We start from the raw sequence: 16,047 nt of genomic DNA on the forward strand, positions 1-16,047 counted from the left end.
ACCCAATACGTATTCCATTTCACATTATACTCTCGTACTTATTTTTGGCAAGTCACTATTTACCAATTTCAAAAATTTAGCACTTCGCAACATACGGATTTACAAATTTATTAACTCTTTCATTTTAAATTAGAATGTCTTTTTCCTAACAAACGATATGAATAAAGAATCCAGCTAATTATAAAATCTCTATGAATACAGTATATTTAACTTTATTATTTCTCAAACGGCGTATACACACTTTTCTTCCCCTGATTATCAATGTAAGCCGACTTTGCTTTTATTTTCGTTTTTTCTACTTCCATGTCTTCATTTGAGAAGTTCACAATGATTTTAATATCTTTTCCATAAGAAACAGATTGTACTAGCTTATCTTCTGACAAATACGCAAAATTCGTCATCTCTTCTTTTACTGCTTTTTCATGAACTTCATTCCAAACTTTTAGATGCTCTGTAATTTCTTTTTTATGCTTATTCCACTCTACTTCATCTAAATGGTACAACGGAGGAACATTATACAATAATTCAGACAGCATTCGATTTCCAACTTCATCTTTTACCTTTAAACTTCCCCATTCCCAATGATGCGTTGTAATAACGGAATCATTGTATACTAATTTATATAATGGTACCGAATATACTGGGTTTAAATATACTTGTTTATATTCTTCTTTCAATGGTACTTGTTTTGCATATTTTTCAGGCACATTTTGATTTGGTGACCAATATCCACCGACATAATACGGACTTGTTTTATTTTTCCGCATATCTTCATCGTCCCATTTAATAACAGGTGTTTCAATTCCGTGTGCAAATGCAATCGTACTACTAGCAAAATCATTTCCGCCTTCAGAACCAACGACCATACCCTTTTCTTGCGCAATGTAGTCCATTCGTTTTAAACGTGCTTTTAAATCTTGCTCTTGCGTCGTTATATGTTTCGCTGAATAGTCATCGTAAATTTCACCTGTCGCATCACAATCAATAAACCATGAATTATATTTAGGACCATTTTGTAATATATCATTCATGCGTTCCTTTACACTAGGCAGCGATAAAGTCGGATTTAACTTGCGACCTCTTCCTAAAAAGCCTTGCACCTTTTCTCCGTTTTTCTTCGTTACAGTAGCCTCTTCGTATAATGACGGGTCATTAAAGGATGCTGTGTTCCAATTTTTATCACTTTTTTCGTGAATGGAATGATACGAATCATACGGACCAACTAAATACCCCATTTCCTTAGCTTTTGTCACGAAATTAGGTTGCATAAATCCTTGTTCCCAGTTCGGCAGACCAATCCACGCTTTTTCTATTCCTGCCTCTTTCATTTCCTTTAATATATCCGTTCCATCTGCATTACCCCATTTACTTACCTCTTCGACCGCATCACCAAGTAGCGACTTTAATAAATGCTTATTTAAGCTATACAATTCTGTATTCGTTAAGTGACCTACACCTTTCTTTAATAGCACACTAGCTTCCTGATTAACGTTTTGAAAAATATCCTCTTTATAAAATTCCTTCATCGATAATACTTCGTTTATATAACGTAAAATAACATTTTTTTGATACTTATCAATGAAATCTTGTTTACTTACTTGATCCAATACATTCAGTTCCCCAGGCTCGGAACTATTCTTTTGAATAAGTTCTTTTATATGACTAAACAGCGGGCTATTTATTTGCTCCCTTAGTTTTGGCCAATTTATATTATTTTCTAATAAACCATTTTGATTCCAAAAATAAAAATGCGCCGCTCCATATAACTTTTCGATTTCTTTATTTTTTCTAGCCTTTTCTTGTAATGTTTTAAATTCACCTTTTCGAACAATATCATCCTTATACAGTTTAGCAATGCTTACCGCATCATTATTTGTCACATATAATTGAAATCCATATGTTTTATTTTTATTTATGCTCGGAAATTCATGTGTAAAATCAAATCCTATTTTCGGATCCGAATGAAATTTCAATTCATTATTAAACATATTCGTTGCAATATATACAATTGAATATTTCGAACCATTTAATGCGAAAAACTTCATAGAAAATGATTCAGCAAATGAATATGCATCATCCTTTAAAAACTTCTTCCAATTCTCATCATTGCTCGGAATTTGCTTACCCTCCCATAACGGAAGTGTATAATTTTCAGCTTCTACTTTCGGCCATGTAAAGCTTTCTGCACCAGTCGATTCCACTTCAATGTTTAAGTGGTCTTTTTTCTTTTCTAATTTTATTTTTACTTTTTGATCTGGATATTCCCACGATGTACGATCCTTTTCTTTTTTTACATTCGATACCTTCATTTTCGGTAGGGGTTGTGATGCCTGTTCCTTTGCCCCCTCATGTTCTACAGTTAATGTGAATGTTTCTGGATTTACATCATAAGTAAAATCTTTATACGTCGCTTTCTTTATTTTAGACTCTTGTACAGCATTACTACCTTTTACGTCACAACCGACTAAAGTCGAAAACGACATAGTTGTAAGAAGACATATCGCTATCATTTTTTTCATCCTCTGCACCTCCACCAATGAATATACAGATGCTTTGTTACAGGAATGTGGCAAAAAATAATAGAGCTAGCATTTTGCTAGCTCTGTTTGGAGTATTAAAAGTTGATATGAACAACTATAATTCGCTTAGAAGATATGTAATACAGTAACTACATTTTTTCTCAACAATTATGAAACTAAACAAATCAAAATTTTAACAAGCATTCTTCAACTGAAACAATAAGTGTATACAATGTATCCTAAAAGTAGTACTAAAATGATTATTCCTGTACCTTTCCAATTCATACCGCCTGCTATATCAACTGGACTACCCGTTTCCGCTCTATTGAGTCCGTCACGTAAAGAACCCGTAGGATTACTTTTTAATTCACTTTGTCTCATACGCTCTCTTTTTTCTTCTGGTGACTCTTTATTCATTTAATCACCTCCAAAATGAATGCACTCTTTACTTACATTATTCAAAATCAACATTTGTTTTATATTTTTCCGAAAAAACCTAATTTAAAATAGGTTTGCAACGTAAAGAAAGCTAGCCATGCCAGCTTTCTTTACGATCCAATATGCTCTTCCTTATTTACAATAATACCTTTATGGTCGATTTCAAGCTCACATACTTTCATATCTGTAAATACTCTCGCTAATTGCTCAGCGATTTCTTGACGCTTCTCATATGGCGTTAATATAAAAATAGATGGCCCCGCACCACTAAGTGCTGTGCCGTACGCACCAAATTCTTTTGCGCATTTACGAATAGATGGTAATAATGGTACGAGTTCTAAACGATATGGTTCGTGAAAATGGTCTCTCTCCATCATTTCACCTACAACTTCCCACCGCTTTTGACATAATGCAGCTACTAATACGTTACTTATCGCACTAGCTTTAACTGCCTCATGAAACGGAAACATCTTTGGTAATACAGATCGACTTTCATCTGTATTTAATTCTGCATTCGGAATGAGAGAAATTACACCCAATTCCTTGCTCTCAATTCTTACGACGGAAACATCCTTTCCATCAAGTGCTCCAATTACAGTTCCACCTAATATAGAAGCAGCAACATTATCAGGATGTCCTTCAAAATTTGTAGCAATTTGAACTTTTTGATCAGCAGTTAAGTTCAAATTGCCTAGTTGATTCGCAAGCTCTATCCCAGCTACAATCGCTGATGCACTACTTCCTAGCCCTCTCGTTAATGGGATATTACTAGTAACTTCTATTATATGGGGTGATATAGAAGGACATACTTTACATGCCGTGCTAACGATTAAATTTTTATCGTCTGTCGGAATTGATTCTTCAAAGGAATGGATTACTTGCCATTTATCAGCTTTTTCTTTAACCACCACACCTAAATACAATGACAAAGCTATTCCAACTGAATCAAATCCAGGACCAACATTCGCCGTACTAGCAGGGACACGAACGCTAAATGGTATCACGACATAATCACCCCTTTAATATGATCTTTAATTTGTTCTATATCATTTGACACACTTGCGATGTCTAGTTGATTTGAAGAAATAGCGGTATCAGGATCCTTCAAACCATTTCCAGTTAATACCGCAACAACTGTTTCTCCCTTTTTGATTTTCCCAGATTGAACATGTTTAATTACGCCGGCTAATGAAGCATTTGATCCTGGTTCAGCGAAAACTCCTTCAGTTTTTGCTAATAACCTATACGCATGTAAAATTTCTTCATCTGATACCATATCTATTTCACCACGAGACTGCTCGGCAGCCTCTACTGCATACGACCAACTTGCTGGGTTACCGATGCGAATCGCTGTTGCAATTGTTTCAGGCTCTTCAATTACATGCCCTTTTACAATTGCAGCTGCTCCTTCCGCTTCAAAGCCATGAATTCTTGGCTTTTTATAACCTTTTTCTTTCTCATATTCACAGAAGCCTTTCCAATACGCTGTAATATTCCCTGCATTCCCAACAGGGATAGCTAGAACATCTGGTGCATTTTGCAATTGGTCACAAATTTCAAACGCTGCTGTTTTTTGCCCTTCAATTCGATAAGGATTTACTGAGTTTACTAACGTAATCGGCTCTTCTGCAGCAATATTTCTTACAGCCTTAAGCGCATCATCGAAATTCCCTTCTATTGAAATAATTTCAGCTCCATAAGCGACCGCTTGCGCTAATTTTCCATGTGCAATCTTTCCTTCTGGTATTACGATAATGCATTTCATCCCAAGACGTGCCGCATATGCTGCAGCTGACGCTGATGTATTACCTGTTGATGCACAAATGATTGCTTCTGAACCTTCTTCTTTCGCCTTAGCAACTGCCATGACCATACCACGATCTTTAAAAGAACCTGTTGGATTCGCTCCTTCGTACTTACCATATAGCTGAATCCCTAATTGTTTTGATATATTTAATAATGGAATAAGTGGTGTGTTTCCTTCCATTAAGCTGACATCAGGTGTATTTTCATTCACCGGTAAATAAGACGCATATTGTTTTAATAGTCCTTTATACATATTGTTTTTCCTCCTCAATAATGTAGTAACTGTTTATTTCACTTGCGACAGCTTCTATCGCTTCTAAAACTCGTTCAAATTGATACTTGGAAGTTCGGTGTGTCACAACAACGACTTCTGCCAGTTCACGGTTTAAAGGTAATTGAATAACCTCTTTTAAACTTACAGAATAATTAACGAAACATTCTGTTATTTTTTGTAACATCCCAGGCTCATCTTGTAATGAAATGCGTAAGAAATATTTCGAAACTACTTCTTCATCACCTTGTAATTCATAAGGAACTGGTTCTTTTAACGCACTTTTATTTTTCGGAACTTGATTCATATTTTTAACGATTGAAATAATATCACTTACTACAGCAGAACCAGTCGGTAACTTCCCAGCTCCGGGTCCATAAAACATCACTTCTCCTACCGCTTGGCCATGGACATACACCGCATTAAATTCATTATTCACATTTGATAATGGATGCTGGCTCGGTAAAAGCGTCGGTTCTACACTTAAATGAATGGCTGGTCCTTGTTTTTCAGCTTTACCAATTAACTTCATAGTAAATCCTAACTTTTCAGCCATTTGTAAATCTTCTTTTTCGACCTTTCGAATCCCTCTTACTTGCACATCATCTAATGAAACATTCATCGAAAAACCTAAGTTTGCAAGAATTGCTACTTTTCTCGCCGCATCTAGTCCATCTACATCTGCTGTCGGATCCGATTCTGCAAAGCCTAATTTTTGTGCTTCCTGTAAAGCCTCTTCATAAGACCATCCATTTTGACTCATTTTTGTTAACATATAATTTGTTGTACCATTTACAATTCCCATTATTTTTTCAATTTGATCTGATGCTAACCCATCAGTTAGTCCTCTTAACACTGGAATACCGCCCGCTACACTCGCTTCGTAACATAAATCACAATCATTATCGTTCGCCAGTTGAAGAAGCTCTGCACCATATACAGCCATTAAATCTTTATTTGCTGTTACGACATGTTTTTTATTTCGTAAAGCCTTAACAATATGCTGTTTTGCTTCTTCAATTCCGCCCATTACCTCTACTACAATATCAATATTTGAATCATTTAGAACTTCATCTGCATGACTTGTTACTGCAATTCCATCAATACAAACATCGCGTTCTTTTTCCAAATCACGTACAACGACTGTTTTCACTTTCACTTCGTATCCTGTATCAAGTGCGATTTTTTTATAATGTTCTTTCAAAATATGAACAACACCACTTCCGACCGTACCTAAACCTAATACCCCAACATTTATAACGTTATTCATCTTCTAATCTCCTCCTAAAAGTTTAATTGTTACATCTATAAATCACCTTACTCTGCTTTTTTGTCATGCAGGTGGTGGTTATTTCCGTACTTATAAATCGTTTCATATTACCGCACCTCCTTTCAAAGTAAAAAAACACACCCATCCCTAGGAAAGGGACGAATGTGTTTTCGTGGTTCCACCCTTGTTCCAATCTAGACGTATTTCCTCCTAGATTGCTCAAGTTCAGATAACGGCTGATACCGCCAATAATTACTAGATTACTCGTTCACTATTGAAGTTCAAAGGTGGTAAAATCATTTCTCGTGTTAGGAAGCTCACACCCTTGGCTTCCCTCTCTGTAAACCGTAAAAATGATTTCGTGTCCTTATCGTTACTTTTTCGTTCATGTTTATTTGTTAACTCATTATACTCGCATAAAAAACAAAATCAATACTATTTTTTAATTATTTTAAATTTTCAATCTCTTATACCATAAAAAACACACTCATCCCTAGGAAAGGGACGAATGTGTTTTCGTGGTTCCACCCTTGTTCCAATCTAGACGTATCTCCTTCTAGATTGCTCAAGTTCAGATAACGGCTGATACCGCCAATAATTACTAGATTACTCGTTCACTATTGAAGTTCAAAGGTGGTAAAATCATTTCTCGTGTTAGGAAGCTCACACCCTTGGCTTCCCTCTCTGTAAACCGTAAAAATGATTTCGTGTCCTTATCATTACTTTTTCATTCATGTCTATTTGTTAACTTATTATAGTTATCAAATTTTTAAAAAGCAAGCCTATTTTTACTAACTATTTTCAAAATAATTTTTTATTATATTTCACAATAGCATTATGCAACTGCCACTCAATTTACCTATTTTGTCATTTCTCCAGTTTATAAATCAACGGTTCATATATAAAGTGAAACTTTAATCAGTGAGGATTTTGTTCATCCCCACTGATTATTAGCCTTCACCAATCGGGCTTTTACGGGCAGTTGATCCCCACCTAACTTCTTTGCTTTCGCTGAATTTTGAGGTAGGGGTGTTACTGCCCGTTAATGCGGGATAAATCCCCATTCTAAAACCCGTACATACTCACCTTACAAAATTATATCAATAAAATTTTTAATACAATCTTTTTGTATAACTTTCTTCTAAAGAACGTGCAACATCTTCTTCTGAAGCATTCACTTTCGCATGCTCTAACAACATTTTTGCTGCTGAAGGTAACTCTTTTTTATTTAACCAAGATTCTGGATCCCATATCTTCGAACGAATAAACGCTTTTGCACAATGAATGTAACACTCTTCTATTTCAACAACAATTCCAAGCAACGGATTACGTCCATTCGCCTGCATTTCTTTCAAAATTTCTTCGTCGTTTGTAATATACGCTCGGCCATTTATTCTGAGTGTCTCCCCAAGACCTGGAATAAAAAAGATTAGTCCTACACGTGGATTTGAAATAATATTCAAAATGGAGTCTATACGACGATTTCCTGGCCTTTCTGGAATGATAATTTTATTATTATTGAGCACGTATACAAATCCAGGTGCGTCTCCTCTCGGCGAGGCGTCACACTCCCCCAACTTATTTGCAGTAGATAATACTAGAAAAGGAGATTTAGAAAGGAAATCTACACAATGGTGGTCTAATGATGAAATAACTTTTTTCAATGCTCGCTCACTTGGTTTCCCCAATATTTTCCGTAACTCTTCCTCTGTTGAAATAATCGATTTTATTTCCATACGCTCTATCTCCACTTATAATCGCCCCTTTTTCTTTATTTTCCCAAAATTCAATACGAATATTGTATAATAAAATTTGCAGAAAGGGGAATTAAAATGACAGAGTGGTTAACAATATTTGATTCTGAAAGAAATACACTTGGGAAGAAATTACGCGATGAAGTGCATCGTGACGGTGATTGGCACGAAACATTTCATTGTTGGTTTGTAGAAAAAGATGCTAAAGATATATTCTTATATTTCCAATTACGCTCTAAAAATAAAAAAGAAGCTCCACTTATATGGGATATTACTTCAGCTGGACATATTATGCATGATGAAGATGTACAAATTGGTGGTCTTCGTGAAATCGAAGAAGAATTGGGGCTTTCCTTTCAAACTACTGATTTAGTATACAAAGGAATCTTTAAAATAGATTATGAAATTTCAAATCTTACTGATCGTGAATTTTGTCATATGTATTTTCACAATGTCATCAATCCACTTCCATTCGCACCAGGTGAAGAAGTAGACGATGTGATGAAAGTACATGCAACTTCTTTTCTACAACTATTAAATGGTGAAATTTCATCTTTTACAGCTATTTCTGTTTTAAACAATAAACCAATTACAATAACATTTGAAGATATTTATCCGTATGATCTTGCATACTATGAATTTGTTATAGAGAAAGGAAAAGAATTATTAAAAAATAATAGTTTATAAATAAAATAGGACTCTTAGCATTATATTGCGTGGAGTCCTATTTTTCATTATTGCTCAAGTGCCTTCAATCTTTTCTCTACTCGTATGAATAAGCGAATGATTAGTACTAGCATAAAGATCATTATAGCTAACGTTGTATGGGAGTATCTAAACAGTATACTAATAACACTTCCAATTAACATCATGATGAATCCATTTTGCTTCATCACTTCTGCACTATACCTGTTACCCGCACCCCATAATTCCTTATTTTTCATAGATCGTTTCGTACGATAACCATATGCCGCATTAATATCGGTCGGTGGATTCTTTTGAAGAATAATTGCCGCAAGTATAAAAATAATACTAATCAATATGCTTATTCCTATGTTTACTAGTGCATAAATCAATTATATCCCCCCTAACTTACACTTTCATTATACGACACAAACCTTATTTTTCCAATTTATAACACATTTACTTTCTTTCTTTTGATGTCTGGAACATACTTGGAAGTGTTACAAAACGTGCCCCTTTCGTTTTTAACTGCGGAATGATTTTGTCTAGTGCATCTACAGATCCTTGTAAATGCCCACCTGGTGTTGAATGTTGGAGGATGACACTTCCAGGAAATGAATTCCCTAACACATTATTTGTAATCGTATCAGCACTCACACCTTTCCAATCAACCGTATCAACACTCCACTGTACAATCATAAAATTTTGCTCTGTGGACCATTTTAATTGATTTTCAAGTATTTCACCGTATGGCGGACGTATAAACTTCGGTGCATAACCAGCTAAACGATTTAATATTTCTTCCGTTTTTATAATTTGATTACGGTACTCATCCTCATTTACTTTCGCTAAGTTCGGATGACTATACGTATGATTACCAATTACATGCCCTTCATTTGCAATACGCTTTACTACGTTCGGAAATTTTTCTGCGTTTTCACCAAGTAAGAAAAAAGTAGCTTTTACATTATGTTGTTTTAACTTATCTAATATTTTTGGCGTGAATTCTGAATCTGGTCCATCATCAAATGTAAGAGCTACTTCCGCTTTATTATACGGTCCTGAAAATGCGTACGCATATTTTTCAACCCATGAAAATGGTGTCCACGATCCACGATCATCTGCTTTCATTTGTACTTCATAGCTTTGAGGGATATATGCGTATGGCAATGCGCTTATATATTCTCCATAATAAAGTGAGTTATATGGCATATAAGCATACGAAACATCTCGTTCTAGTCCCCATTGATATGGAGTAAACATTTGTGGCGAATAAAAATAATACATGATAAAAAACCTCCCTAAATTTTCATATGTGATTCATCTGCACTTTGTTAGAGAAATTGTTATTCATAAACAAAAATAAGACTGTCCTTAATTAGGACAGTCTTACTGCTTTATATTATTAATAAATTGATGTACTATCTTTTGGCAAAGTTTTCACATGTTTTAAATAGTTCGTCACTTTATCATCATCTTCTTGCGGATATTGATATTCATACGTGTTAGCGATTTCGTTCGCCACTTCCCTAAATAAATCACTCATGACAAAGAATGACTCCCATATGTTTTCATATTCAGCATTAGAAAATGTCCTTTTAAATTGCTCCCACATATCTTCTTCAATATATTGCTCGAAATGCTTTCCAAACTTCCCTGTATTAACTGTAAAGTCTGTTTTCATACCAATATGCCATTCTAGCATTACGATGAACATATCTCGCACTGGTCCTTCAAGCATTCCTTTTGCATAAGAAAGTTCCTCTCTCCATAACCCTTTTGCCACATTTGTACTACACCACCAAAATTCATTACAGCAATCCAAAAACTCTTTTTCTGTAGGCTTTTTTATTAAGTAATCCTTATCGCTTGCTGGCGGGAATCCTTCCATACAATTATCTTTATCAAGAAGCAGTTTACTTAAACTATCTTGTCCAACGAACTTTTTTATTAACTCAACTGGAACTAGCGTTAAATCAATCCGATTCCCATCCATGAACTGCATTAAATATGGAAACTTCCCATCTTCATCTGGTTGAACTAACGACATTTCTTCTGGCATTTGTACTATCATTATTTCTCCAAATCTATGAACCCAATTATGATTAGACGTAAAAGATTGTATATCATTTACAACATACATAATATCATAGTCTTGAAAACAATCTCTTTTCACATTTGGATTTACACGCGATCCATTCATGATAACTGCTCGAATTCTTTCATCCTCTTTTGCTATATTTATAATTACGTCTAACATTTCTTTTTCAGTTCTCATCTACTTATATCCTCCAATTTTTTAATATATAATATAGTGTTATGTATATTGGAGGTCCACGAGCTAATCTCGTTATACACGATACATGTTATAATTTTTGAAACTTCTTTTTCATCCCTTTTTCCTCCTTACATCACTCTTTTACAACTGCCATCCCTTTCAATTTCCCAATGCTTTCTACCATTCACTTTTAATTATACCGAAAATTCTGTCTCGAATACAAAAAATAAAGAAAGGACATCTACCCCTTACAGAATAGATATCCCTTCTTTTAAAGTTAAATTTAATTCCTATGGATTAGTAGACCAAAGCCCAGCAGATTTAATAAATGTACGTTTATTTAATTTCAGCTGCGCTACGATAAATTCTGCAATATCTTCTGCTTGCATTACTTTATCAGGGTTTCCATCAGTTAATCCTAAATCTACAGCCATATCAGTTGCTACTGTACTTGGAGTTAAAGCTGTTACACGAATGTTATGTTTGCGAACTTCCATCGCTAACGATTCTGTTAAGCCAAGGACACCAAATTTAGAAGCACTATATGCACTTGTTACAGGTGCACCTTTTTGTCCTGCTGTAGATGAAATGTTAATGATATCACCAGATTGTTGTTCAATCATGCTCGGTAAAGCTGCACGAGTTGCATAGTATACACCCATTAAGTTTACTTGAATGATTTTTTCCCAATCAGCAACGTCTAGTTCTAAAAACTTACCGAATTTAGAAATACCAGCGTTATTAATTAAAATATCGATAGATCCTAAACCATTTTTTAACGTTTCAATCGCAGTCGTCACTTCTTCATATGAAGAAACATCAGCAGTTGCAATAACAGCTTTTACACCTTCTGCTTCTACTTCTTTCGCTACAGCTTTTAAGTTTTCTTCTGAACGAGCTAATAAGCCTACATTTACGCCTTCTTTCGCTAATGCGATTGCTACAGCGCGACCAATCCCTCTACCTGCTCCTGTAATTAAAGCATTTTTACCTTGTAATAATTCTGCCAAGTATAACACTCCTTAATCATCTCAGTTATGTATTATATTAAAATTGTATCTATGTTTATGTAAAAAGGCAATGATGCACTTTCATGTGCGTAGGTTACTTGTAGGTAACTATAGAAAGTTTTTATTTATAAGTTTCATTTTTTTACCATTATTCATGTAAAATAAAAACAAATCCAGCATAGGGGAGTGTATGAGTATGAAAAGCGAAGGAAAAGCTTTTCAATATAATTGCAGTAACGGTAAATGCATTTTTAAAGAGAAATAGTGTTAGAAGGTTCTCCTTCTAACACTATTTCTCTTCATGATTCGGCATACGCACAATAAATTCAGTACCTTTTCCTTCCTCACTCTCCACTTTTATCTCTCCTTGATGAAGGTCGAGTACTTTCTTTACAATAGCTAAACCTAAGCCACTTCCTCCATAGGCACGATTTCGTGAAGAATCCGCTTTATAAAAACGCTCAAAAATATGTTGTTTCTGTTCTTCTGATATACCAATTCCTGAATCACGGATACGCACTTCCACTACTGTCTCATGTTCCTTTAACTGAATAGTAATCGTACCACCGCTTGGAGTAAATTTAATACTATTATGAATTAAATTAATCCACACTTGACTCATACTTTCTTGGTCAGCAATAACATATACTTTTTCTAAATCTAGTTCTAACTCAATTTCTTTTTCAGCCCAGAGTGGTTCACTATTTAACACAATTTGCTTTAATTGTTGATCTAATCGATAGCTCACTCTTTCTGGTGTATACTCTTCTGATTCTAAAAGAGTTAGCTTTAGTAAATTTTGACTTAGTTTAGATAATCTCGTTGTTTCAGTTTCAATAATGGTAAGATAATGCTTTCTTTTTTCCTCAGAAAGATTATCGTCTTGTAGTGCTCTAGCAAATCCTTTTATAGAAGTTAACGGTGACTGTATTTCATGAGAAACATTCGATACAAACTCTTGTCTCATTTTCTCCATCGTATTCAGTTCATCTGTCATATCATTTATACTTTTTACGAGCACGCCAATTTCACCATCATACTTTTCTTCATTTCGTATTTTTACGGAGAAGTCTCCTTTTGCAATTTTTTGTATCGGTTCAATAATAGTCCAAATCATCGCCTCTCGTTTTGGTCTCATTAATATTCCAATCAATGTCCAAATAAGAATAATAAAGACAAAACCGACCATATCACTAATTAGAAAAGCAACAAACGGCGATACGTTTACGTCAAAAGCATTCAATATACTAGTTGCTACATAAAATGCGATAGACCAAATTATAGTAAGAAAAGAAAAGAGCGCTAATACCGCTCCAAATACTTTCAGCATCTTCAACTTACTCATTCGTTTTCTTTTTCTCATTTACTTACCTCTAAGCGATACCCTAATCCTCTTATTGTTTTAATACTAAATTTCGACTGCTCTTCTTGAAACTTCTCACGTAACCGATTAATATGAACGTCTAGTGTACGTTCATTCCCTTCAAAATCATATCCCCATATTTCTTCAATTAATTGCTCTCTCGAACAAGTTCTTCCCGATTTAGACCCTAAAGTAAAGAGCAGCTCAAATTCTTTTAACGGTAATGTAACCGTTTGTTCTCCAGATGTAACTTCGAATGTTTTACGATTTAATAATACATTTCCAACTTGAATCGATTGGGAAACTGTAATTTGGTAACGTTTCAATAATGCCTTTACTCTCACTACTAATTCTATAGGGTCAAATGGTTTTACAAGATAATCATCTGTCCCAAGGTGAAATCCTTTTACTTTTTGTGATGTTTCCCCTTTGGCAGTTAGCATCAGAACCGGGATATCATAGTATTTTCTTAATTCAAAACATACATCAAATCCATCCATATTTGGCATCATGATATCAAGAATAACCATATCAACTTTTACGTCATCCATTTTCTGAAGTGCATCTACTCCATCAATTGCCTCATATGTTTGAAAACCTTCTCGTTCTAAAAATACCGAAACGAGTTCTCTAATGTGTGGATCGTCATCTACTATTAAAATTTTAGGTATCAAAGGAACCATTTCCTTTCTACTTAGCATCTAATATATTTTATAATGCACCCTCTTTAATTTTCAATTGTTGCGTTGCAAACTCACGATACATATCATGCGTCTGTAATAATTCATCATGCGTACCACTACCTGTAAGATTCCCTTTTTCAATAAAGACAATTTTATCTGCATCTACAACAGTAGAAAGTCTATGCGCAATCACTAACGTTGTTCTGCCTTTCATTAAGTTATTTAACGCTTTTTGAACGACAGACTCAGATTTACTATCTAAGCTTGAAGTCGCCTCATCTAGCATAAGAATTTGCGGATTTCGAAGTAACGCTCGGGCAATGGCAATTCGCTGTCTTTGTCCCCCAGAAAGCTTCACACCGCGTTCTCCAACTTCTGTTGCATAACCGTTTGGTAAGTCATGAATAAATGCATCAACATATGCCATTGCTGCTACTTTTTCAATTTCTTCATCCGTTACTTCGCCCTCGACGCCATAACAAATATTATCACGAATTGTTCCATCAATTAACGGACTATCTTGTGATACGTAACCGATTTGACGTCGCCATGACTGTAATGAATAACTCGTAATTGATTCTTCCCCTAATTTAATGGCGCCACTAGTTGGCTCATAAAAACGTTCCAGTAATGAGAATAACGTTGTTTTCCCACTACCACTTGGTCCTACAATCGCTGTCACTTTTCCAGATTCAATTGTGAAATCAATATTTTTCAAAACTTGCTCTTCTTCGTTATACTCAAAATGTACATTTTCAAGAACGATCGGTTGCTTAGCATTTGTCACTTTCACACCAGTTTCATGATCTTCTACTTCATATTCTAAAATCGTACTAATTCTTTCCGTTGCACCAATTGCCTTTTGGAATTGTGTAAAGAACATAGATAATTGACTCATTGGCATTACAATTTGAACTAAATACAAAATAAACGCTACAAGTTCACCGGTTGTTAATGCACCGCTAGAAACTCGCATCCCGCCATACCCTACGATAATAACAAGTAGTGCCATTAAAACAAACGACATAACTGGCGAAATTAATGCTTGCACTTTTCCTTCTTTCAAACCAAATTGTAATAACTTTTGTATACCTGTATTACCCGTTTCATATTCTCTCTTTTCTGTATTTGAAGATTTCACTAAACGAATTTCTGATAACACTTGCGTTAACACACTTGTAAAAGATGCAGTTTCATCTTGAAGCGCTTTTGAAATCTTATACATTTTTCGTCCAAGTGGAACTAAAATTAACACAGACAACGGAATAACCGTTAAAAGTAACGCAGTCATTTTCCAATCTAAAACAAATAATACAATTAACGATCCAACAATTGAAATACCACCTGTTAATAAGTTTGACAAATGCTCAGAAATTAACGTTTTCACAACACCTGTATCATTCGTCATACGGCTAATCGTATCACCTGTTCTATTTTGATCGTAATAAGATACCGGCAAGATAAGTACCTTTTTCCACAAACGTTCTCTTAGTCCCGCTACAATCTTCTGCCCAATATAATTTAGTAAATATATAGACAACCCTGCCGCAATAGTTTGCATTACAAAGAAAGCAATTAACCCAACAATTTGTCCTGCACTAATTGAAGAAAGCGAAAAATTATCTACTAATCCTTTTGTCAGCATAGGAATAAATAAACTCGCTCCCGTAGAAAGCAAACTCATTAACAACGCAAAAACTAAAATTCCTTTCGGAGGATTTGTATCTTGAATAAGGCGTAAAAACTGCCTCCAACTCCCTTTTTTCTTTATTTCATTTCTAACTTCCATTCCTGTTCATCTCCTCACGTTAAACAAAACTGTTCTTTCTAAAATTAGAATACGATACAAATGTAAACTGAATGTAAACACACTTTTTCTATTTTTACAAAATATACATAAAAACTCATCTTTACAACAGATATAAACATCTGATATTATTACCTGGTACTTAATATTATTCTATGTAAATT

14 protein-coding genes, 1 pseudogene and 2 other annotated features are annotated in these 16,047 nt (G+C 34.7%); of the genes and pseudogenes, 2 read left to right on the forward strand and 13 right to left on the reverse strand.

Annotated elements, in window-relative coordinates; translation table 11 throughout:
* Window positions 1-215: 215 nt before the first annotated feature.
* The 6 genes from ABWK52_RS12405 to ABWK52_RS12430 all read right to left on the reverse strand — a co-directional run bounded on the left by ABWK52_RS12405 (window position 216) and on the right by ABWK52_RS12430 (window position 8,055).
* Window positions 216-2,519: a glycoside hydrolase gene (locus ABWK52_RS12405; RefSeq protein WP_000738150.1), complete on the reverse strand. Its 2,304-nt coding sequence runs from the start codon at window positions 2,517-2,519 to the stop codon at window positions 216-218.
* Between the two features lie 207 nt (window positions 2,520-2,726).
* Window positions 2,727-2,936 (reverse strand): DUF6366 family protein, encoded by a 210-nt coding sequence (locus tag ABWK52_RS12410; RefSeq protein ID WP_098295654.1) that lies wholly within the window; start codon window positions 2,934-2,936, stop codon window positions 2,727-2,729.
* Window positions 2,937-3,067: 131 nt separating this feature from the next.
* A complete protein-coding gene (thrB, locus tag ABWK52_RS12415; protein ID WP_000612105.1) occupies window positions 3,068-3,961 on the reverse strand; it encodes a homoserine kinase in 894 nt (297 codons plus the stop codon).
* The gene (thrC, locus tag ABWK52_RS12420) at window positions 3,958-5,016 is read right to left on the reverse strand and encodes a threonine synthase (RefSeq protein ID WP_074553849.1); all 1,059 of its coding nucleotides are present in this window, start codon (window positions 5,014-5,016) and stop codon (window positions 3,958-3,960) included. Before thrC ends, thrB begins: the two co-directional genes overlap by 4 nt.
* Window positions 5,009-6,304, reverse strand: coding sequence for a homoserine dehydrogenase (locus ABWK52_RS12425; protein WP_001066899.1), 1,296 nt, complete (start codon window positions 6,302-6,304; stop codon window positions 5,009-5,011). Before ABWK52_RS12425 ends, thrC begins: the two co-directional genes overlap by 8 nt.
* Before the next feature lie 151 nt (window positions 6,305-6,455).
* Window positions 6,456-6,687: a binding site (T-box leader), on the reverse strand.
* 114 nt (window positions 6,688-6,801) lie between these two features.
* Window positions 6,802-7,033: a binding site (T-box leader), on the reverse strand.
* A 383-nt stretch (window positions 7,034-7,416) separates the two neighbouring features.
* Window positions 7,417-8,055, reverse strand: coding sequence for a pyridoxamine 5'-phosphate oxidase family protein (locus ABWK52_RS12430; protein WP_061457078.1), 639 nt, complete (start codon window positions 8,053-8,055; stop codon window positions 7,417-7,419).
* Window positions 8,056-8,136: 81 nt separating this feature from the next.
* Here ABWK52_RS12430 and ABWK52_RS12435 point away from each other — a divergent pair, with 81 nt between their 5' ends.
* Window positions 8,137-8,745: an NUDIX hydrolase gene (locus tag ABWK52_RS12435; protein ID WP_097999031.1), complete on the forward strand. Its 609-nt coding sequence runs from the start codon at window positions 8,137-8,139 to the stop codon at window positions 8,743-8,745.
* A 47-nt stretch (window positions 8,746-8,792) separates the two neighbouring features.
* On the opposite strand, the gene ABWK52_RS12440 is transcribed toward ABWK52_RS12435, so the two are convergent.
* The 4 genes from ABWK52_RS12440 to ABWK52_RS12455 all read right to left on the reverse strand — a co-directional run bounded on the left by ABWK52_RS12440 (window position 8,793) and on the right by ABWK52_RS12455 (window position 12,030).
* A complete protein-coding gene (locus ABWK52_RS12440; RefSeq protein ID WP_058839918.1) occupies window positions 8,793-9,131 on the reverse strand; it encodes an SdpI family protein in 339 nt (112 codons plus the stop codon).
* Between the two features lie 70 nt (window positions 9,132-9,201).
* Complete coding sequence (locus ABWK52_RS12445; RefSeq protein ID WP_000291226.1) at window positions 9,202-10,029, reverse strand: peptidoglycan-N-acetylglucosamine deacetylase; 828 nt, start codon at window positions 10,027-10,029, stop codon at window positions 9,202-9,204.
* Between the two features lie 118 nt (window positions 10,030-10,147).
* Window positions 10,148-11,020, reverse strand: coding sequence for an aminoglycoside 6-adenylyltransferase (locus ABWK52_RS12450; RefSeq protein ID WP_001258541.1), 873 nt, complete (start codon window positions 11,018-11,020; stop codon window positions 10,148-10,150).
* Window positions 11,021-11,310: 290 nt separating this feature from the next.
* Window positions 11,311-12,030 carry a 3-ketoacyl-ACP reductase gene (locus ABWK52_RS12455; RefSeq protein ID WP_000818985.1) on the reverse strand — a complete coding sequence of 240 codons (720 nt, stop codon included), beginning with the start codon at window positions 12,028-12,030 and terminating at the stop codon, window positions 11,311-11,313.
* Window positions 12,031-12,226: 196 nt separating this feature from the next.
* Here ABWK52_RS12455 and ABWK52_RS29755 point away from each other — a divergent pair.
* Window positions 12,227-12,295 (forward strand): annotated as a pseudogene (locus tag ABWK52_RS29755) (DUF3139 domain-containing protein); the annotation flags it as partial.
* A gap of 24 nt (window positions 12,296-12,319) precedes the next feature.
* On the opposite strand, the gene hitS reads toward ABWK52_RS29755, so the two are convergent.
* From hitS to ABWK52_RS12470, 3 genes are read right to left on the reverse strand one after another with little or no spacing between them, the layout of a single operon-like run.
* A complete protein-coding gene (hitS, locus tag ABWK52_RS12460; protein ID WP_001231621.1) occupies window positions 12,320-13,393 on the reverse strand; it encodes an envelope stress sensor histidine kinase HitS in 1,074 nt (357 codons plus the stop codon).
* Window positions 13,390-14,067 (reverse strand): envelope stress response regulator transcription factor HitR, encoded by a 678-nt coding sequence (gene hitR / locus ABWK52_RS12465; protein ID WP_000612414.1) that lies wholly within the window; start codon window positions 14,065-14,067, stop codon window positions 13,390-13,392. Before hitR ends, hitS begins: the two co-directional genes overlap by 4 nt.
* 37 nt (window positions 14,068-14,104) lie before the next feature.
* Window positions 14,105-15,865: an ABC transporter ATP-binding protein gene (locus ABWK52_RS12470; protein WP_000453861.1), complete on the reverse strand. Its 1,761-nt coding sequence runs from the start codon at window positions 15,863-15,865 to the stop codon at window positions 14,105-14,107.
* Between the last annotated feature and the right edge of the window lie 182 nt (window positions 15,866-16,047).

It is taken from the genome of Bacillus sp. AP50 (genome assembly GCF_040492675.1).
In the GTDB taxonomy this organism is placed as follows: domain Bacteria; phylum Bacillota; class Bacilli; order Bacillales; family Bacillaceae_G; genus Bacillus_A; species Bacillus_A cereus.